This is a genomic window from Burkholderia aenigmatica (assembly GCF_048627025.1).
GTDB classification, from domain to species: Bacteria; Pseudomonadota; Gammaproteobacteria; order Burkholderiales; family Burkholderiaceae; genus Burkholderia; species Burkholderia aenigmatica.
The window spans coordinates 2,259,616-2,279,267 of sequence record NZ_CP184469.1 but is presented as its reverse complement, the minus strand read 5'-3'; the positions used below and the strand labels follow the sequence as shown (position 1 = coordinate 2,279,267).

The following is a 19,652-nucleotide window of genomic DNA, read 5'->3' as shown; positions in this document are numbered from 1 at the left end:
TTGAAGAATTTATGCATGTTGGCCTCGACATTGGAAGTGTGTCCAAGCCTCCACTGCAAATTCCGCGCCACGCCAGCTTTCCCGAAACGGTGTCGCGCTTTATTGCAGGAATCGGGGATATACGCGCGATTTAAACGGAGTAACGGTGCTTTCGCGCGACGGGTACGCACGGCGCGCCGGCGCGGCGGTTGCGATGTTCCCGTAAGCCGCCGTAACGCGCGGCGCGATGTTACGTAGCGCGCGATAGCGCGTGACGCGGCCAGCCTCGAACCGAGGGCCGCATCTTTGACGAAACGTGCCGGCCCGATGAACATGGCGCGACATCCCCGGCTGCCGGCGAAGCCGCGGCCACGACTCCAAACAGGACACGGACATGAGCGAACAGGACAGGGAATACGGCAAGGCGCGACGCATCGACGTGATGGGCGAGGCGTTCGTCGAGCGTGCGATGCACGACCTCGACGGGTTTTCGCGCCCGCTGCAGAACTGGTTGAACGAGCACGCGTGGGGCAGCACCTGGCAGCGGGGCGGGATCGATCTGAAGACGCGCAGCCTGTGCACGTGCGCGATGCTGGCGGCGCTGGGCCGCAGCACGGAACTGAAGGGTCACATTCGCGGCGCGCTCAACAACGGCGCGAGCCTCGTCGAAATCCGCGAGGTATTGCTGCACAGCGCGCTGTACGCGGGCGCGCCGGCCGCGGTCGAGGCATTCCGCAGCGCGCGCGAGGTGATCGCGGATCTCGGGCTGTCGGTGCCCGACGACGAAGCCTGATTCCGCCGCAGCGCTGGCTGCGCAGCACGGAATCAGGCCCTGTTACGCGGTCGCGGCTTACGCGATGCGTGCCGTCGGTGCGGCCACCTCGGCCGGTGCAGCAGCGACTTCAAGCAGCCAGTCGGCGGTGGCCTCCGGAATCGTGACCGGCAACATGTGTCCGCCTTCGACGACCTTCAGCCGCACGCGCGCCGACTTCTTCGCGAGCGCTTCGCCGTGCTCGCGCCAGTTCAGGATCGGATCGGCGCGGCCGTACAGCACGTCGACCGGCAGTGCGAGGTCCGCGTAGCGGCGCACCATCGCAGGCAGGTCGACGGGTGCCGACAGCAGGTCGGTCGCGGTCGCGTAGAACACGTGCGGGCGCATCCCGAGCAACCCGCCGCCCTTGACCGGGAAGTCGCGCGGCACGTCTTCCGGCGCGAACACCTGCGTGACCGCCTTGCGGCCGGTCAGGATCGTCAGCGGAATCGCGAAGGTCCACGACACGAAGCGGCGCACCAGCGGCGACGGCAGCATCAGCGGCTTGAACGGCGCCGGCGGCTCGGTCTGCTCGTGCGACAACGGCGCGATCAGCGCAAGCCGGCTCACGCGATCCGCATGATTGAGGCCGACCGCGAGCGCGATGGCGCCGCCGAGCGAGTGGCCGACCAGCACCGGTTTGTCGAGCCGCAGCGCGTCGATGAATGCGGCGACCGTGCGGGCCTGCGCGAACACGTTCGCCTGCGAGCTTGCGCCGCGGATCGAGCGGCCGGCGCCCGGCCGGTCGATGAGGATCACGCGATGCTGCTGCGCGAGCCGCGCGAGCGGCAGGTACGCAAAGTTGCGCAGTTGCCCCGCGAGCCCGTGGACGAACACGAGCGGCGGGCCATTGCCGTATTCGACGTAGTGGATGCGGTCGCCGCCGATGTCGACGAAGCGGCCTTCGGGCGGAAACGCGCGCGTCACGCGACGGGCCACGTAAGCGGTAAACAGCGCGAGCGCGGCGAGCACCGCGACGACGCCGAACAGCACGTTCTGGAACAGATGGAGCGTATGGGTCATGTCGGCCTCAGCGGGTTTCGAGTGCGGGTTCGGCAACCGGCGTCGTGGCGGCCGGGCCGGCTTTCGCGCGGCGTTCGAACTGCATCGCCGAATCGGCGAGTCCGCTGAACTTCAGCGATGCGAGATCGAGCACGTAGTTCTGGTGGAACTTCCACGGCTTGCTGTGCCCCTGCTTCGGCAGGATGCCGGCCGCGCGCTGGATGTAGCCCGAGCTCAGGTTGACGGCCGGCACGTCGCCGAGGTCGCCGGCGCCGAGCCGCGGCACGCAGGTGTCGTAGCCGTTCGCGCGCATGTGGTTGAGCAGCCGGCACACGTAGCGCGCGATCAGTTCGGCCTTCAGCGTCCACGACGCATTCGTGTAGCCGAACGACGACGCGAGGTTCGGCACGTCGCTGTACATCATCCCCTTGTACGACACGGTGTCCGGCAGGTCGACCGCGCGGCCGTCGACCGTGACGCGTGCGCCGCCGAGCATCTTCACTTTCAGCCCGGTCGCGGTGACGATCACGTCCGCGTCGAGCTGCTGGCCGCTCTTCAGCTTGAGGCCGGTCGGCGTGAAGCGCTCGATCTCGTCGGTGACGATCGATGCGCGGCCCGAGCGGATCGACTTGAACAGGTCGCCGTTCGGCACGAGGCACACGCGCTGGTCCCACGGCATGTAGCGCGGCGTCAGGTGCTTCGCGACATCGAAGCCGGGCCCGACCTGCTTGCTGGCCGCGCGGATGATGAACCGCTTCGTTCGGTCGGGCTTGCGGCGCGACACGTTGTACAGGTACATCGTCAGCAGCACGTTCTTCACGCGCACGAGCCGGTGTGCGAGCCGCGACGGCAGCACGCTGCGCAGCGCATTCGCGATCTTGTCGCGGGCGGGCAGCGACACGATGTAGGTCGGCGAGCGCTGCAGCATCGTCACGTGCTGCGCGTCGGCCGCCATCGACGGCACCAGCGTGACGGCCGTCGCGCCGCTGCCGATCACGACGACGCGCCGGTTCGCGTACGACAGGTCCTTCGGCCAGTGCTGCGGATGCACGAGCTTGCCTTCGAACGTGTCCATGCCGGCCCAGTCGGGCAGGTAGCCGGCGTCGTAGTCGTAGTAGCCGCTGCACATGAACAGGAAGCGGCAGGTGTAGACGAGCTTGTCGGTCGCGCCGTCGCGCGTGCGCTCGATGCGGACCGTCCAGCGCGCGCGGTTCGAGTCCCAGTCGGCCGCGACCACCTTCTGGCCGTAGCGGATCGTCTTGTCGATGCCGTACGCGCGCGCGGTGTCGCGGATGTAGTCGAGGATCGTCTGGCCGTCCGAGATCGCCTTGTCGCTGTGCCACGGGCGGAAGCTGTAGCCGAGCGTGAACATGTCGGAATCCGAACGGACGCCCGGATAGCGGAACAGGTCCCAGGTGCCGCCGATCGCGTCGCGCGCCTCGACGATCGCCACGCTTGCATACGGGCAGCGCTGCTTCAGGTGATACGCGGCGCCGATGCCGGACAGGCCGGCGCCGACGATCAGCACGTCGAGGTCGTAACTGTCGCCACGGGCGCCGGGGGCGGACGGCGCGTCGCGCCGGTCGGTCGTCGTCGAGGTCATGCGGGATCCTTGGTCGGCGTGGTCGGGAGCGCAGCCGGGGCGTGCGCGCGTTCGAGGTTGCGGGCACGGGCGCGGCGCACGTGGCGCAGCATCAGCCTTTGGTAGCCGGCGCCGAGCAGGCGCGCGATCCGGTCGAGCCGGCGCGCGTCGGCGCCGACGAGCACGCGGCGCGCATTGCGTTCGACGCCCGCGAGGATTTGCCGCGCGGCGTCGTCGGCCGTCGTCGCGTTGATCAGGCGGTTCGCCTGGCGGCGATGGGTCGCTTCGTCCTGCCCGGTCAGCGCATGGATGCTGGTATCGACGCGGCTCGCGTCGACGATGCTCGTCGCGACGCCGCCCGGATGCACGCAGGTCGCGCTTACGGGCGCGCCGTCGAGTTCGAGCTCCATCCGCAGCGCCTCGGTGAAGCCGCGCACGGCGAACTTGGTCGCGTTGTACGCGCTTTGCGTCGGCATCGCGACGAGCCCGAACAGGCTCGACGTGTTGACGACGTGACCGTCGCCCGACGCGCGCAGGTGCGGCAGGAACGCCTGCGTGCCGTGCACGACGCCCCAGAAGTTGATGCCGACGATCCATTCGAGATCGGCGACGCGCGCGGTCTCGGCGCTGGCGGCCAGCGACACGCCCGCATTGTTGAAGATCAGGTTGACCTTGCCGTGCTCGGCGCGCACGAAACCGGCCCACGCGAACACCGCCTCGCGGTCGGACACGTCGAGCCGCCGCGTGCTCACGCGCACGCCGTGCTGCGCGCAGGCGGCCGCCGTGCCGGCGAGCCCGACGTCGTTGACGTCGCTCAGCGCGACTTCACAGCCGCGCCGCGCGAGCTCGACCGCGAGGCTGCGGCCCATGCCCGAACCGGCGCCCGTGATCGCGGCAACCTTGCCGGAAAACCTGTTCATCCGTCGCTCCTCCTGTTCCGCTTGCACTGCGTCGGCGGCACGTCTAATGTGGTGTTGGTCGTCACCACTTTAGTTTTCGGGTGTCCTGATGTCAAATAGCGGAATGGAGAAAGCACTCGAAACGGAAAAACGGGGCCGCTCGTATGGCGGCGTGGCGCCCGAGGTACGGGCCGCCGAGCGGCGCGACGCGCTGATTCGCGCGGCGACGCGCGTGTTCGGCACGGTCGGGTTCCGCAAGGCGACCGTGCGGTCGATCTGCCAGGAAGCGAAGCTGAACGATCGCTATTTCTATGCGGCGTTCGACAGCACCGAGGATTTGCTGCGCCACACCTACCTGCATCACGCGCAGCAGTTGCACGAAGCGGTCGCGCGGGCGGTGGCCGCGCGCGGCGGCGATCTGCGCGAGAGCGTCGACGCGGGGCTCGCCGCGTTCTTCGCGTTCCTGCGCGACCCGTGCGCGGCGCGCGTGCTGCTGCTCGAGGTGATGGGCGTGAGCGCGGACACCGACATGACGTACCAGCGCATGCTGATCGATTTCGGCAAGCTGATCATGGCGATCGGCGTGTCGCGCGAAGCGACGACGCCCGCGGAACGTACCGAGCAGCGGCTGATCGGGCTCGCGCTCGTCGGCGCGATGACGAACGTCGGCGCGGCGTGGCTGCTCACCGACTATCGCGATCCGGAGGCGCAGATGATCGCGAGTTGCCGGAAGGTGTTGCTGGGGACGTTGCGGGAGGCGGGGTAGATTCGCGGGAACGGGGCCGGTTGCCCGCGATCATGCACGGCCGATAATCAATAACAAGGAACCTATGCAAGTACGAAACCGATGGTTGCGCCGCATGACGTCGGCGGGGATGGCTGTTTCCGTCCTGGGGCTGACGGGCTGCGGCTGCTGGCCGTTCAGCGAGTCCACGACGTATGAAACCGTATGGAAGTCGCAGACTTTCGCGGCGAAGTTCAAGAACCGGGACCAGGAAGGGGATCGATGCCGCGACGCGGTCTACACGCGACACCTCAATGAGGCCATCGCGGCCTGCAAGAGCGGGGAATATGAAAAGATCCGCAACGTCATTACCGGGGAGCCCGTGAAGCTCAGCCTGGCCAAGGCGACCTGCGAAGAGGCGCAGGACGAACTGGATCATGGCCTGCCCACCGCGCTCGACCAGCGGATCTTCAATCTGAAGCCGTTGCCCGACGAATACGAAGCGTGCATGGCCGACAGCGGATTCAAGCGCGAACAGGTCGAGAAGAAGGCGTGCTACGTCAAGTTCATGTGACGGGCTTGTTGCCTGGCGAGACTGGAGTCGGACCATGGCAGCGGCGAAGCGGAACTTGCCGTCATGGAGGTCGGATCATGCGACGCGTATGACGAGATGCTGCGTCGTCCCGCCGCGCCGTCTTCTTTGTTAAGCAGGGCGTGAGCGCTTCGTCGTTGGCGCCCCCGCCGTCTCCCCGATCCTCGCCTTCATCGCCTCGACAAACGCCCGTACCTTCGGCGACGGCAGCCGCGTCGACGGATACACCGCATGAATCCCGGCCGGCGCCGAGCGCCACGCCGGCAGCAGCCGCACGAGCCGGCCGGCCGCGACGTCGTCGGCGGTCGAGAAATCCGTCAGCAGCCCGAAGCCGCCGCCCGCGAGCACGATCGCGCGGCACGTGGTGGCGGTGTTCGACACGACCGGCGCGACGCAGCGCACCGACGCATTGCCGCCGTTCGCGTTTTCGAGTTCGATCGTATGCGGGCGCGGCAACGTCGACAGCATCACGAACGGCAGCGCGGCGAGCGCATCCGGATCGTGCGGCCGCCCGTGGCGTGCGACGAACGCGGGGCTCGCGACCAGCCATTTCTCGTACGTGCCGAGCTGCGCCGCGCGATAGTTCGAATCGGCGAGGCGGCCGATGCGGATCGCGACATCGAGATTGTCGGCGACGAGATCGACCACGCGGTCGTTCGCGACGAGTTCGACGTCGAGCCCCGGATGCCGGTCGCGCAACGCGACGACGGCCGGCGCGACGACCAGCGCGCCGTAGTCGATCGGCACGCTCACGCGCAGCGTGCCGCGCAGCGGCCCCGCGTCGGACGATACCGCGTCGAGCGCGCTCTCGGTGGCGCGCACGATATCGCGGCACGCGTCGTAGAACGCGCGCCCCGCGTCGGTCACGCTCAGCCGCCGCGTCGTGCGTACCAGCAGGTTCGCGCCGACCTCGGATTCGAGGCGCTGCATGTGCGTGCTGACGACCGTCTTCGCCAGGCCGAGCCGCTCGGCCGCGGCCGTCAGCGAGCCGGCGTCGACCACCGCGACGAAGATCGCCAGCCGGTTCAGGTTCACGTCGCGCAGATCGGCCATCGTCGATTGTCCTATGGGAAAGGATAATGTTTCCGCGATTATCCGTCTTCTGGCGACGAACGGCGAGCGCTACGCTGCGGTTGTGCGTCGCCGATCCCCGGCGGCGCGAGATACCGGAGCGTACCCATGTCTGCCGCCAACAAGCCTGCCGCACCCATCCGCGTCTACTCGTTCCTGCTGTCCGGGCACGCGCATCGCGTCCGGTTGTTCCTGTCGCTGCTTGGCCTGTCGTCCGAGACCGTCGACGTCGATCTGGCGGCGGGTGCGCAGCGCGAACCGGCGTTCCTCGCACTCAATCCGCTCGGGCAGGTGCCCGTGATCGACGACGGCGGCACGGTGATCGCCGATTCGAATGCCATTCTCGTGTACCTCGCGAAGCGCTACGGCGACGCGCACTGGCTGCCCGACGACCCGGTCGGCGCGGCGATCGTGCAGCGCTGGCTGTCGTATGCGGCCGGGCCGATCGCTTCGGGGCCGGCTGCCGCGCGGCTCGTGACCGTGTTCGGCGCGACGCTCGACCAGGAGGCCGCCAAGCTGACGGCCGCGAAGGTGCTCGACGTGATCGATCGCGAGCTGGCCGGCAAGCCGTTCGCGGCCGGCGCGCAGCCGACGATCGCCGACATCGCCGCGTACTCGTACATCGCACACGCGCCGGAGGGCGGCGTGTCGCTCGAACCGTATCCGCACGTGCGGGCGTGGCTGGCGCGCATCGAGGCGCTGCCGGGCTTCGTCGCGATGCCGACGACGCGCGTGGGCCTGCTCGCCGCGTAACGCCCACCGAAGCCGCGCCTGCTCAGGGAGAACGCGATGAATGCCCCGATTGCCCCGACCGCCGTCGTACCGGGCTGGGAACTCGACGCCGCGCCGTTTCACGCGGGCGAGCTCGCCGTGCAGCAGCGCGCGGGTGTGACCGAGGCCGCGGGCTCGGCCGGCCGGCGCGGGATCCGGCGTTTCATGCCGGATCAGCACCGGACGTTTTTTGCGCAACTGCCGTTCTTCGTGCTCGGCGGCGTCGATGCGCACGGCCAGCCGTGGGCGACGCTGCGGGCCGGCGCGCCGGGGTTCGTGACGTCGCCGGATGCGCGCACGCTGCGCATCGCGGCGCACGCGTTGCCGGGCGATCCGCTGGCCGGCACGTGGCGGCCGGGCGCGCCGCTCGGCGGGCTCGGCATCGAATTCGATACGCGGCGGCGCAATCGCGTCAACGGCGTCGTGCGTGCGGTCGACGGCGATGCGCTGACGATCGCGGTCGAGCAGAGCTTCGGCAACTGCGCGAAATACATTCAGGGCCGCAAGCCGACGTTGGTCGCACGGGAAGTCGATGCGTCCGCCGGGCCCGACGTGTCGGATGAGTTGGACGATGCCGATCGCGCGCTGCTGGCGCAGGCCGATACGTTCTTCGTCGCGAGCGCGAACACGTCGGCGGACGCGGGCGCCGCGCGCGGGGCGGACGTGTCGCATCGCGGCGGGATGCCGGGGTTCGTGCGCGTCGAGGATGCGCGCACGCTGACGACGCCGGATTTCAGCGGCAACCGCTTCTTCAATACGCTCGGCAACCTGCAGCACGATCCGCGCGCGGGGCTGCTGTTCGTCGATTTCGACAACGGCGACCTGCTGTATGTGGCTGCGCGCGCCGAGATCGTGTGGGACGGGCCGCTCGTCGCGTCGTTCGTCGGCGCGCAGCGGGTCGTGCGGTTCCATGTGCGGGAAGTGCGGCGCATGCGCGCGGTGCTGCCGTTCCGGTGGTCGGCGGTTGAGCGTGCGCCGCAGTTCGCGGCGATGGCGGCGGCGGGGGCGGGGGCAAGCGCCGTCGCAGGGGCGGTGGTGGTGCCGTCCACGTCCGCACCCGAATCGGCATCGACACCGGCGATCGCACCCGCACCCGCACCCGCACCCGCACCCGCACCCGCACCCGCACCCGCACCGGCATGGCGGCCGCTGCGCATCGCGAAGATCGTCGACGAAGCGCGCGCGATCCGCTCGTTCCATTTCGAACCGGCGGACGGCGGCGCGTTGCCCGCCTACGAAGCCGGGCAGCACCTGACGCTGCGCGTCGCGCTGCCGGGCAGCGATTCGCCGGCGATCCGCAGCTACACGCTGTCCGATGCACCGGGCGGCGCGCATTACCGGATCACCGTGAAGCGCGAAGGGCGCGTATCGGCGTGGCTGCACGATCACGCGCAGGCGGGCATGACGCTCGACGCGCAGATGCCGCGCGGCCGCTTCACGTTCGATCTCGCGAGCCCGCGCCCGGCCGTGCTCGTGTCGGCCGGCATCGGCATCACGCCGATGGTCGCGATGCTGCGCCGTGCGTTGGCCGACGATCAGCCGTCGCGCCGCGTGATGTTCGTGCACGGCGCGCGCGAAGCGGCCGACCGGCCGTTCGCGGCGGAGCTGGCGCGCCTTGCGGCCAACGACGAACGGTTGTCGCTCCACTGCTTCGACAGTCGTCTGCACGACGGCTCGGCCGCGCGGGCAGGCCGTATCGACATCGCGCAACTGAAGCGCGTCCTGCCGTTCGACGACTACGACTTCTACCTGTGCGGGCCGTCGGCATTCATGCGCGACCTGTACGACGGGCTGCGCGCACTGAACGTGCCGGACGAACGCATCCGTTTCGAGGCGTTCGGGCCGTCGAGCGTGGCGCGCAGCACGACCCGCGCGGCCGACATGCCGGCGGCGGCAAGCGTGCCCGTCGTATTCCGGCGCACGGGGCGCGATGCCGCATGGACGCCCGCCGACGGCACGCTGCTCGAATTCGCGGAAGGGCAGCGCATCGCCGTGCCGTCCGAATGCCGCTCCGGTTCATGCGGGACGTGTGCGACGCGCGTGCTGTCCGGTGCGGTCGACTACGAGCAGGTGCCCGATGCACCGGTCGAGCCCGGCTGCGCGCTGCTGTGCGTCGCGCGGCCCGCACAAGGGTCGGAACCGCTCGTGCTCGACCGCTGACGCACCCTGCGGCATGCCGCCGCAGATGGCCTGCTGCGCGAAAAGCACGCGCAACTGCTTCTTTTTCCGGATGCCGGTCGGATCGACGATAGCGTCAACCGATAGATGAAAGGAGCGCAATCATGAAACTGCTCGGCATGATCAAACTGGTCCTGTGGAGTTTCTTCGGCGTACGCAACAGCAAGGCGCACGCAACCGATCTCGCGAACGCCAACTTCACGATGCTGCCGTTCGTGGCGATCATCCTCGCGGTGCTCGTCGGCGCGGTCATCTACGGCGTCGTCCACCTGGTCGTCGATCCGACCGTGACGATGCAGGGGTTCTGAGCGTCGCGCGTGCCGCACGCGTTCCCGTGTCGGCACGCGGCGCACGCGCTCAGAACGTGTGGTTCACCGCGACGCGGGCGACGAGCTGGTGCCCGTTCGACGACGCGCCGGGCGAACCGGGCACGAGCCCGCCGTCGAGCGGCGTGCCGGTCGCGCTGCCGCCCGCCAGTTGATACGCGACCTGCGTATAGACCGAGGTGCGCTTCGACAGCAGGTACTGCGCCATCGCGCCGAACTGGTTCCAGTGGAGCGACGACTTCGCGCCGGCCCGATCGAGGCCGCCGCGCGTGTACGTGTACATGCCGCCGACGAGGAACGCCGGCGTCACGTTGTACTTCGCATTGACTTCGACATTGTCGAACGTGAGCCGCGCATTCGCGAGGCCCAGGCTGCCCGCATAGATCGACGCGTCGGGCTGGCCGACGTTCACGTGCGAATAGACCGCGCCCAGCGTTGCAGGCCCGATTCCGTAGTTCACGCCGATCCCGTAGATCTTCTGGTTGCCCGCGACGAAATCCGTGTCGTCCGGCGTCAGCGCGCCGCCCGTCGTGGTGCCGGGGTTCGACATGTTTTCGTAGACGGCGGCGACCGACAGCGTCTGGTACGTGTAGTTCAAGCCTACGCCGAGCATCCGGTTCTGCGCGAAGCCGCCGGCCTGGTTGCTCAGTCCGTAGATGACCGTGCCGGAAAAACCGCCAAACGTGGGGCTCGTGTACTTCACCGCGTTGTTCGCGTGGAACGACGCATCGGTGTTGTCGTTGTCGAGCGGATGCGAGAACAGGAAGCCTGCCCAGCTGCCGTTGGCGGTCAGCGGCCCGATCGTGTCGGCGACGGTATCGAACTGGCGGCCGAGCGTCAGCGTGCCGAGTTGGTCTGACTGCAGCCCGACATACGACTGGTAGCCGAACAAACGGCCGCCGTAGCCGAGCTGGCCGTTTTCGACCAGGAAGCCGCTCTCGAGGTCGAAGATCGCGCGCAGCCCGCCACCGAGATCCTCGTTGCCCTTGATGCCCCAGCGGCTCGTCGCGAGATCGCCGCTCGCCATCTGCCATGACGACTTGCCGCCGACATTGCTGGTGTAGTTGATGCCTTCGTCGAGAATGCCGAACATCAGGACGGAGCTTTGCGCATGCGCGTTCGTGAAACCGATCAGGAATCCTGCTGAAAGGATGAGGCGTGATTTTTTCATGTGGGGTGCGGGCTGGAAAGGTGAAACGGTCGATGGTCCGGCGCGCGGCGTGAGCGGCGCGTGACCTTCGACAAGCAGATGGCGTGCCATCACGCGTTTCAAGACCGCGATGCGCGGGCTGCGTTCCGTTTCATGGTGATGTGATCGTCGAACGGGCTTGATCGCGCGCAAATCGCGTAGCAATTCGCATCGCGTGTCGCATGTTGCGTCTCAGATTGAGACGGGCGGCGATGCGGGATCGTGCGGGCGCGAAGGCGCGTGCCGCGATGCGTGAGTCGCGGAGCGATGAAGTGGCGGAAGCGGAGAAAGCGGAGGAAGCGGAGAAAGCGGAGGAAGCGGAGAAAGCGGAGGAAGCGGAGGAAGCGGAGGAAGCGGAGGAAGCAGAAGAGGCAGAAGAGGCAGAAGAGGCAGAAGAGGCAGAAGAGGCAGAAGAGGCAGAAGAGGCAGAAGAGGCAGAAGAGGCAGAAGAGGCAGAAGAGGCAGAAGAGGCAGAAGAGGCAGAAGAGGCAGAAGAGGCAGAAGAGGCAGAAGAGGCAGAAGAGGCAGAAGAGGCAGAAGAGGCAGAGGCGCGCGCGTCACGCGCGTACGAACGGATATCCCTGCGTTTCGAGCCAGTGCCGCACCAGCGCGGCTTGCGGTGGCGCGAACTCCGCCAGCACCTGCGCCACTGGCCGCTCGCGCAGCGCCGCGACGATCGGCGCGAGCGGGATGCCTTGCAGATGCCAGCTGCCGAGCGGCTGATCGGGGCTCGTGACGACGTCGGCCTCGACGATCGTGTCGCCGTCGATCACGGGCGCACGCTCGATCGCGAGCGCGTCGAAATCGGGGGCGCGATGCGACGGCGCATCGTCAGGCCACGCGCGGCGCGCATCCCAGAACGGCCGGTCGGCCCATTGCGTGTCGAGCGCGTAGAAGTCGCGGCCGATCCGCGCGAAACGCATGAACAGCGCGGTGATGCGGCGCGCGTGAAAGCGCAGCGCGAGTGCCGCACGCTCGGGATGCGCGAGCAGCGTATGGATGACGGCCGGCGCCTGCAGTGCCGACGACAGCGACTGGAAGATGCCGTTGCCTGACAGCGGATCGACGGCCATCGCCGCGTCGCCGACGCGCAGCCAGTTCGCGCCGCCGGTATCGCCGCACAGCGTCGCGCTGCTGGTGCGCGCGAACACGCGCGCATCGGCGCCGGTATCCGCGCCTCCCGCACCGAAGAAGTCACGCGCGAGCGGCGTCTGCCGCAGCGTCGCGCACCACGCGGGTAGCGCGTCGCGTGGCGGCAGCGTCGTGGTCGCGACGTCGAGCGTCGCCTGCCAGTAGCAGCGGCCGTCAGGCAGGCGCGCCATCCACGCCCAGCCGTCGGGCATGCTCTCGATCGCGGAAGCCGCATCGCCGGGCGTGCCTTGCCACACGTTCAGCAGGCTCAGCGTCTGCGGGCCGCGCATCGCATCGCGCGCGTGGGGCGCGAGCCGGCCGCGCGCCTCGACGACGAACGCCGCGTGCAGCGTTGCGTCACCGGCGGGCGTGTCGATGCGGATCGCATGCCCGTCGCCGTCGGCTTGCACCGCGCGTACGGTCGCTTCGCGCACCGCAATGCCCGCATCGGCCAGATCGCGGCGCAGCGCCGCGTCGAAACGGCGGCGGTCGATCAGGTGTTCGTGATTGAGCGTACGCGTGTCGCCGTTCCAGCGCGTCGTGCGGGCACAGGGCGGCAGCGCACAGGCGGCGGCCTGCGCGAGCCCGGCATGACGCAGCCCCTGCAGCACGCGCTCGGACACGCCTTCGACCGCATCGAAGCGTCGCCATTCGCTGACGACCGTGACCGGATAGCCGAGCCGCGCGAGCCCGAGCGCGGTGGCGGCGCCGGCCGGCCCCGCGCCGAGCACGACGACCGATGCGCGGTTCATGATGCGTGCGTGCGTCGCTCGACGCCGATGTAGGTAGCGTCCGTGCGCAGATGATCGAGCAGGGCAGCCGTATCGTCGTCCGGGTGACGTGCGAACCAGTCCGCCGCATGGCCGCTGAGCGCCGCGCACGCGATGCTCGCGCCGGCCGGTGCGCGCGGTGCGCCGCTCGACACGACCGCGCCGAAATCGGCCTGCGCACTGTCGAGCCACGACCATTGGCCCGACACGCAGCGCGCATCGCCCGTGACGCGCACGATGCCCGGATAGCTGGCCGGAAACACCGGCGTGCCTTGCGCGGGGCTCGACGCGAAGACGGTCACGCGTTGCGCGACGGCTGCCGCGCACGCATCGCGCAGCGTGTCGCGATCGGCGCGCACGCCGAGGCTCAGGTTGATCACGCGAACGCGCTGCAGGAGCAGCCAGTCGATGGCGTCGGCGATCTGCGCGGCGCTCGTCACGCCGCGCGCCTCGAACACCTGCGCGACGCACAACGCCGCCTCGGGTGCGGCGGCCGCGATCGTCGTGCAGATCGCGCTGCCGTGACCGATCCGGTCGGGCTCGACGGCACCGGCCTGCACCACGGAAGCCGCGTCGAACGAGAAGCGCCGCGCGGCGGCGACGCGTGCGTCCAGTGCAGGCGGATAGCCGCTGTCGACGACGCCCACGCGCACGGCCCGATCGTCACGCATGCGCGACATCCCGGTGCGTGCGCCGCGCGAGTCGTCCGTCCGCGAGCTCGAAATGCAGGTCGACGCCGGCGAGCGTCGACGCGCGGTGACTGACCAGGATGCGCGTGCGGTCGCCGAACAGCGTGTCGATCTGCGCGATGACCTGCCGCTCGGTCGCTTCGTCGACGGCCGACGTCGCTTCGTCGAGCACGAGGATCGCCGGCGCCTGCAGCAGTGCGCGTGCGATCGCGATCCGCTGCTTCTGGCCGCCGGACAGTTGCTGTCCGCGTTCGCCGACCGGCCCGTCGAGCCCGCCCGGCAGCGTCGCGATCAGTTCGTCGAGCTGCGCGGCGCGCGCGGCATGCACGATGTCGTCATGGGTCGCGAGCGGCGCCGCGTAGCGAATGTTGTCGGCGAGACTGCCGCGAAACAGCACGATGTCCTGGCTGACGACCGCGACGTGGCGGCGCAGCGCGTCGAGATCGACGTCGCGCAAATCGATGCCGTCGATCCGCACGCTGCCGCGCTGCGGGTCGTAGAAGCGCTGTATCAGGTCGATCAGCGTCGACTTCCCGCTGCCCGACAGCCCGGACAGCGCGACCTTGCTGCCGGCCGGCACGCGTGCACCGGCGCCGCGCAGCACCGGTTGCGCGCGCTCGTCGTGCGCGAACCACACGTCGACGAACTCGAGATCGCCGCGCGCGGGCAGCTCGCGTGCGTCGGCCGGCGGCTGGACGGCGACCGGCGCGCGCTGCAGCTCCATCACGCGCCCGAGGCTGACCGTCATCCGCTGCAGCGCGACGTAGAGCCCGAGCAGGCTCTTCACGGGGCCGATCGCCATCCCGAGATAGCTCGAGAACGCGATCAGCGAACCGAGCGGCCAGTCGCCGCGAATCACCCAGTAGCCGCCGACGATGAAGGCGCCCGCGCGCGACAGCGACGTCAGCGTGCCGGGCACCGATTGCGTGATGAACTCGGTGACCTGCAGCTTCAGCAGGCGTTCCATGTAGCGATCGCCGAGGCCGTCGAGCCGCGCCTGTTCCGCGCGCTGGCGACCGGCGGCCTGGATGAACTTCATCGCGGGCAGCGTCTCGACGAGGAACGACGACACGTCGGCCGCGCCTTCGCGCACCGATCGCGCGTCGCGCTCGACCTTGCGGCGCATCGTGCGCAGCCACAGGATCTCGAACGGAATCAGCAGCAGCGCGAGCAGCGACAGCTTCCACGACAGCGTGACGAGCAGCACCAGCGTGCCGACGAGCCCGATCACGTTCGACACCGCGGAGAACAGCGCGTCGAGCGCGAAGCGCTGGATCTCGGCGACGTCGCCGTCGAGACGCGACAGCAGGTCGCCGAGGCGGCGCTGGCCGTAGAACGACGGCGACAGCCGCTGCAGGTGCGCATAGACGGCGCTGCGCAGCGAGAACAGCACGCGGCCGGACAGCCGCGTGTGCAGATAGCGGTTGATGCCGCCGAGCAGCGTGCCGACGAAGCCCGCGAACACCATCGCGAACGCGACCACCACCAGCATCCGGAAATCCTTGCCGACCAGCCCGCGGTCGATCAGCTCCTTCGTGAGCCACGGTTGCGCGAGCGCGAGCAGCGATGCGCAGGCCGACAGCGCGAGCAGCCCGGCGATCGCGAGCCGGTGCGGCCGCACGAAACCGTACAGCCAGCCGAACGCGCGCGCGAGCTGCGCGCGGTCGTCGGTCTTCACGAAACGCAGGACGAGTTTCAGCATCGGCGCGACCGGCCCGTCACGAACGCAGCGGACGAACGCGCGCGCGACCTCATGACTGCAGCCGCTTGAGGCGACGGTACAGCGTCGCGCGGCTGATGCCGAGCGTCTGCGCGGCGGCCGCGACGTTGCCGTCGTGGCGCGCGAGCGATTCGCGGATCAGGTCGTCCTCGTGGCGGCGGATCAGCCCGAACGACGCGTCCGGTGCCGGGCATACGCCGTCGATGAAGCCGTCGCACAGATGGTCGAGGCCGAGCACGTCGTCGTGCTCGTCGCGCACGGCGAGCGCGGTGCGCAACACCATCTCGAGCTGGCGGATGTTGCCGGGCCAGCGATGCTGGCGGAACACGTCGGCGAGTTCGGCGTTCACGCTCACATGCGGCGCGCCGAGCCGCGCGAGCAGCGCCGTGACGATCAGGTCGACGTCGTCGCGTTCGCGCAGCGCGGGCAGCAGCACGTTCACGCCGTGAATCCGGTAGTAGAGGTCTTCGCGGAAGGACTTGTCGCGCACCATCGTCGGCAGGTCGCGGTGCGTCGCGCAGATCACCGCGATGTCGATCGCCTGCTCGTCGCCCGCGCCGAGCGGCGCAACCTTGCGTTCCTGCAGCACGCGCAGCAGGCGCGCCTGAAGGTGCAGCGGCATGTCGCCGATCTCGTCGAGGAACAGCGTGCCGCCGTGCGCCTGCATCAGCCGGCCCGTCATCCCGCCCTTGCGGGCGCCCGTGAACGCGCCGTCGCGATAGCCGAACAGCTCCGACTCGATCAGCCCTTCCGGAATCGACGCGCAGTTCACCGCGACGAACGGCTTGCCGGCGCGCGTGCTCGCATCGTGCAGCGCACGTGCGACGACTTCCTTGCCGGTGCCCGTCTCGCCCTGCACGAGCACGGGCAGCCCGTTGTTGAGACCTTGCCGCGCCATCGTCAGCGCGCGCAGCAGGCGCGGCTGGCGGCCGGCGAGGGTCGCGAGCGCCTGCGCGCCGGCATCGTCGCGGACGGCGGCAGCCGGGGCCGGCCCGCGTCCGCGCAACGCCGGCACCGCGGTTGCGCGCGGCAGGCGCAGCGCCTTGCAATGGAACGCGGCGTCGACGCCTTCGACGCGCAGCATCCCGCCTTGCTCGGCGAACGCGACGAACGACGGCATGCGCGTGACCGCCGCGCTTTCGCAGCGGCGGCCGACGAGCGCGTCGCGCGCGGTGCCGAGCAGGTCGCACGCATGCGGGCTCGCGGCGACGATGCGGCCGTCTTCCGACACGGCAAGCACGCCGCTCCAGCTCGAACCGAGATACGCATGGCGCGGGTGGAACACGAGCACGACGTGCTCGGGGAAATAGACATCGAACAGGCGCGTCTCGATGTGCGTGGCCGCCGCGCTCATCAGCATCGACATGTCGTCGAGCGTGAGCGGCAGTTCGCCTTCGCGGGTGAGGTCGAGCACGCCGATCGGCTTGCCGTGCGGGTCGCACAGCGGCAGCGAGCGGCACGAGAAGCGGCTCAGCCGGCCGAGGAAATGCTCGCCGCTGTCGATCGCGACCGCGCGGCCTTCGACGAGCGCGGTGCCGAGCGCGTTCGTGCCGCGCAGCGATTCGCACCAGCTCGCGCCGGCGCGGATGTCGCCGATGCCGAGCGCGGCGAGCTGGCTCGCGTCGCCGTCGACCGACAGGATCGTTGCGCGCGCATCGGCCAGCAGGATCATCCCGTCGCGTCCGCAGCGCTCGGCGAGGAATTCGAGTTCGGGGGCGGCCGCGGCGAGCAGCAGGCGGTTCGCGTCGTGCAGCTCGTCGAGGTTGCAGAATTCATGCAGGTTCAGCCGCGCGTCGTCGTCCCAGCGCACGCCGTGATCGAGGCTGCGCCGCCACGACTGGTCGATTTCGATGCGCAGGCAACCCTGCGGCAGCACGCCGTCGGAACTGAGGCGCTCGCGAATCAGGCGGGTTGCCTGCAGCCGGTCCGGAAGTCGTTGGCCGGAAGGGAAGTAGTCTTGCACGTCGCCCCTCCTCAGGAGAATGTCGGGCCGTCCGATCCGGCGCGGCCGCACGCAAAAAGGCCCGGCGAGTCTGGCATAAGCCCGGGCATAAATCCATCCGGTCAAAAACCTAAGGCCCAGGCGCGGCGCGGCCGTGCGGGCGATTCGCGCGGGCGGGCGGACCGCAATCGACGTGCGTGACGGGGCGGCGTGCATGGCTCGAGGGCGTGCGGAATGCTTGCGGCGGCGGCGCTTACGTTCGCGGGTTGTACGCGTTGCACCAGCCGCCGTTCGCGACCCGTTTTCCGGCGAACAGCGGGCACGGTGCGTTCGGATCCGCGGCCTTGCCCTGGTACAAGCTGCAGCGGCCGCAGTCCTGGCCAGGGGTATAGCGTGCGAACGCGGCGCGGTTCACGTGAGCGGCGTCGGTGCGATAACCGAGCGCTTTCGCGGCCGGATCGGTTTCGTCGAGCAGCGCCGGCGCGGCAGAGGCGGCGCGCGGCAGCGCGGCGGCCGACAGCAGGCCGGCCGCGGCGATCATGAAGGTACGGCGGGAAGCGGGGAGGCGGGGCATCGGGTGTCTCGTTGTAGTTAAAGTTTGGGAACAGCGCAGCGGAAGACGAACACGGGCCGACCTGCGCGCCGCGCGATCGTGTCGCGCGGCGCGGGCGTCGCTCAGCTCGGCGACGCGATCACACGTTCATCAGCACCGATTTCAACTCGGTGTAATGCTCGATCGCGGCCGCGCCCATTTCGCGGCCGAAGCCCGACATCCGGTAGCCGCCGAACGGCAGCGCCGGATCGAGCGCGCTGTGGCAATTGACCCAGACCGAACCCGAGCGGATCTTCGGGATCATCCGGTGCGCGGCCGACAGGTTGTTGGTCCAGATGCTCGCGCCGAGCCCGTAGCGCGTGTCGTTCGCGAGGCGGATCGCGTCGTCGATCGTGTCGAACGGCATCGCGACCAGCACCGGCCCGAAGATTTCCTCCTGCACGAGCGGCCCTTTCTGGTCGACGTCGACGAGCACGGTCGGCTTCACGAAGAAGCCGGGGCCGTACGCTTCGCCGCCGCACGCGAGCTGCGCGCCCAGTTCGCGGCCGCGCTCGATGTAGCCGGCCACGCGCTGTTGCTGCTTCGCCGAAATCAGCGGGCCCATGTCGACCGACGGGTCGAGCGCGTTGCCGAGCTTCATGTTGCTCGCGATGCCCGCGATGTCGCCGACCACGCGATCGAAGTGCTTGCGCTGCACGTACAGGCGCGAGCCCGCGCAGCACACCTGGCCGTGATTGAAGAAGATCGCGGTGGCCGCGCCCGCGGCCGCGACGGCCGGGTCCGCATCGTCGAACACGATCGTCGGCGATTTGCCGCCGAGCTCGAGCGTCACGCGCGTCATCGATTCCATCGCGGCCTTGCCGATCAGCTTGCCGACTTCGGTCGAGCCCGTGAACGTCAGCTTGTCGACGTCGGGGTGGTGCGCGAGCGCGGCGCCCGCTTCGACGCCGGTGCCGGTGACGACGTTGAACACGCCGGCCGGATAACCGGCTTCCTGCACGAGTTCCGCGAGCCGCAGGGCGGAGAGCGGCGTTTCGTCGGCCGGTTTCAGCACCATCGTGCAGCCCGTCGCGAGCGCGGGGCCGAGCTTCCAGCACGCGAGCAGCAGCGGGAAATTCCACGCGACGATCGCGCCGACCACGCCCACGGCCTCGCGGCGGATGAAGCCGTGGAACTGGCTGTCGGGCATCAGCGGCATCGACACGTCGACGGTCGCGCCTTCGATCTTGGTCGCCCAGCCGGCCATGTAGCGCAGGAAGTCGATCGACAGCTGCACGTCCATCGCGCGCGCGATCTGCTCGCTCTTGCCGTTGTTCACGCATTCGAGCTCGGCGAGCTGCTGCGCGTCGCGTTCGAGCAGATCCGCGAGACGCCACAGCAGGTTCTGCCGTTCGCGCGGCCGCATGCGGCTCCATGCGGAATCGTCGAACGCCTGGCGGGCGGCGCGGACCGCGCGGTCGACGTCGGCCGCGCCGGAGGCCGGCACGCGACACAGCTCGTCGCCGGTCGCGGGGTTGTGGACGGCCAGGGTGGCGCCGCTTTCGGCGCCGCGCCACGTCTCGCCGATCAGCATCGACGGCGTGCGTGCGATGAACGACTGGGTTTGCGGAAGTAACGACAACGTTGCCTGCATGGAAGCTCCTCGCTCATCGGGGTTCGGGTGTCGAGGCGAAAAGCAGCTTCCATACCAACGTTGACGCGGCGGCCTGCATGCGGGCCGCAC

17 protein-coding genes are annotated in these 19,652 nt (G+C 69.4%); 6 read left to right on the top strand and 11 right to left on the bottom strand.

What is annotated here, in order from left to right; genetic code table 11:
* The first annotated feature begins 373 nt into the window (after window positions 1-373).
* Entirely contained in the window at window positions 374-772 is a 399-nt protein-coding gene (locus ACN8ZM_RS27165) for a carboxymuconolactone decarboxylase family protein (protein ID WP_043178187.1), read from the top strand.
* A gap of 57 nt (window positions 773-829) precedes the next feature.
* Here the strand turns inward: ACN8ZM_RS27165 and ACN8ZM_RS27160 are convergent, their stop codons facing one another.
* From ACN8ZM_RS27160 to ACN8ZM_RS27150, 3 genes are read right to left on the bottom strand one after another with little or no spacing between them, the layout of a single operon-like run.
* A complete protein-coding gene (locus tag ACN8ZM_RS27160) occupies window positions 830-1,813 on the bottom strand; it encodes an alpha/beta fold hydrolase (RefSeq protein ID WP_420211264.1) in 984 nt (327 codons plus the stop codon).
* A 7-nt stretch (window positions 1,814-1,820) separates the two neighbouring features.
* Window positions 1,821-3,395, bottom strand: a complete 1,575-nt coding sequence (locus tag ACN8ZM_RS27155) for a flavin-containing monooxygenase (RefSeq protein WP_420211263.1) — start codon at window positions 3,393-3,395, stop codon at window positions 1,821-1,823.
* On the bottom strand, window positions 3,392-4,294 hold the full coding sequence (locus tag ACN8ZM_RS27150; protein WP_043178180.1) for an SDR family NAD(P)-dependent oxidoreductase: 903 nt from the start codon (window positions 4,292-4,294) through the stop codon (window positions 3,392-3,394). Before ACN8ZM_RS27150 ends, ACN8ZM_RS27155 begins: the two co-directional genes overlap by 4 nt.
* Before the next feature lie 103 nt (window positions 4,295-4,397).
* Between ACN8ZM_RS27150 and ACN8ZM_RS27145 the strand changes: the two genes are divergently transcribed.
* Together ACN8ZM_RS27145 and ACN8ZM_RS27140 are read left to right on the top strand one after the other, a co-directional pair.
* Complete coding sequence (locus ACN8ZM_RS27145; RefSeq protein WP_241018071.1) at window positions 4,398-5,039, top strand: TetR/AcrR family transcriptional regulator; 642 nt, start codon at window positions 4,398-4,400, stop codon at window positions 5,037-5,039.
* A 109-nt stretch (window positions 5,040-5,148) separates the two neighbouring features.
* Window positions 5,149-5,571 (top strand): hypothetical protein, encoded by a 423-nt coding sequence (locus ACN8ZM_RS27140; RefSeq protein WP_420211262.1) that lies wholly within the window; start codon window positions 5,149-5,151, stop codon window positions 5,569-5,571.
* Between the two features lie 129 nt (window positions 5,572-5,700).
* Here ACN8ZM_RS27140 and ACN8ZM_RS27135 read toward each other — a convergent pair whose 3' ends face one another.
* Window positions 5,701-6,642, bottom strand: coding sequence for a LysR family transcriptional regulator (locus ACN8ZM_RS27135; RefSeq protein WP_420211261.1), 942 nt, complete (start codon window positions 6,640-6,642; stop codon window positions 5,701-5,703).
* Window positions 6,643-6,768: 126 nt separating this feature from the next.
* Here ACN8ZM_RS27135 and ACN8ZM_RS27130 point away from each other — a divergent pair, with 126 nt between their 5' ends.
* From ACN8ZM_RS27130 to ACN8ZM_RS27120, 3 genes are all read left to right on the top strand, one after another.
* Window positions 6,769-7,413: a glutathione S-transferase family protein gene (locus tag ACN8ZM_RS27130; RefSeq protein ID WP_043178169.1), complete on the top strand. Its 645-nt coding sequence runs from the start codon at window positions 6,769-6,771 to the stop codon at window positions 7,411-7,413.
* Window positions 7,414-7,449: 36 nt separating this feature from the next.
* Window positions 7,450-9,591, top strand: a complete 2,142-nt coding sequence (locus ACN8ZM_RS27125; protein ID WP_420211260.1) for a pyridoxamine 5'-phosphate oxidase family protein — start codon at window positions 7,450-7,452, stop codon at window positions 9,589-9,591.
* A 122-nt stretch (window positions 9,592-9,713) separates the two neighbouring features.
* Window positions 9,714-9,917 (top strand): DUF2970 domain-containing protein, encoded by a 204-nt coding sequence (locus ACN8ZM_RS27120; protein WP_043178166.1) that lies wholly within the window; start codon window positions 9,714-9,716, stop codon window positions 9,915-9,917.
* A 49-nt stretch (window positions 9,918-9,966) separates the two neighbouring features.
* On the opposite strand, the gene ACN8ZM_RS27115 is transcribed toward ACN8ZM_RS27120, so the two are convergent.
* The 7 genes from ACN8ZM_RS27115 to ACN8ZM_RS27085 form a co-directional block, all read right to left on the bottom strand.
* The gene (locus ACN8ZM_RS27115; protein WP_420211259.1) at window positions 9,967-11,106 is read right to left on the bottom strand and encodes a porin; all 1,140 of its coding nucleotides are present in this window, start codon (window positions 11,104-11,106) and stop codon (window positions 9,967-9,969) included.
* Between the two features lie 575 nt (window positions 11,107-11,681).
* The gene (locus tag ACN8ZM_RS27110) at window positions 11,682-13,007 is read right to left on the bottom strand and encodes an NAD(P)/FAD-dependent oxidoreductase (protein ID WP_420211258.1); all 1,326 of its coding nucleotides are present in this window, start codon (window positions 13,005-13,007) and stop codon (window positions 11,682-11,684) included.
* On the bottom strand, window positions 13,004-13,696 hold the full coding sequence (locus ACN8ZM_RS27105; RefSeq protein WP_420211257.1) for a S8 family serine peptidase: 693 nt from the start codon (window positions 13,694-13,696) through the stop codon (window positions 13,004-13,006). Before ACN8ZM_RS27105 ends, ACN8ZM_RS27110 begins: the two co-directional genes overlap by 4 nt.
* Window positions 13,689-15,416, bottom strand: coding sequence for an ABC transporter ATP-binding protein (locus ACN8ZM_RS27100; RefSeq protein ID WP_420211256.1), 1,728 nt, complete (start codon window positions 15,414-15,416; stop codon window positions 13,689-13,691). Before ACN8ZM_RS27100 ends, ACN8ZM_RS27105 begins: the two co-directional genes overlap by 8 nt.
* A gap of 49 nt (window positions 15,417-15,465) precedes the next feature.
* On the bottom strand, window positions 15,466-17,397 hold the full coding sequence (locus tag ACN8ZM_RS27095) for a sigma-54-dependent Fis family transcriptional regulator (RefSeq protein ID WP_420211255.1): 1,932 nt from the start codon (window positions 17,395-17,397) through the stop codon (window positions 15,466-15,468).
* A 232-nt stretch (window positions 17,398-17,629) separates the two neighbouring features.
* Window positions 17,630-17,950, bottom strand: a complete 321-nt coding sequence (locus tag ACN8ZM_RS27090) for a high-potential iron-sulfur protein (RefSeq protein ID WP_080741423.1) — start codon at window positions 17,948-17,950, stop codon at window positions 17,630-17,632.
* Window positions 17,951-18,068: 118 nt separating this feature from the next.
* Window positions 18,069-19,562, bottom strand: a complete 1,494-nt coding sequence (locus tag ACN8ZM_RS27085; protein ID WP_420211254.1) for an aldehyde dehydrogenase family protein — start codon at window positions 19,560-19,562, stop codon at window positions 18,069-18,071.
* Between the last annotated feature and the right edge of the window lie 90 nt (window positions 19,563-19,652).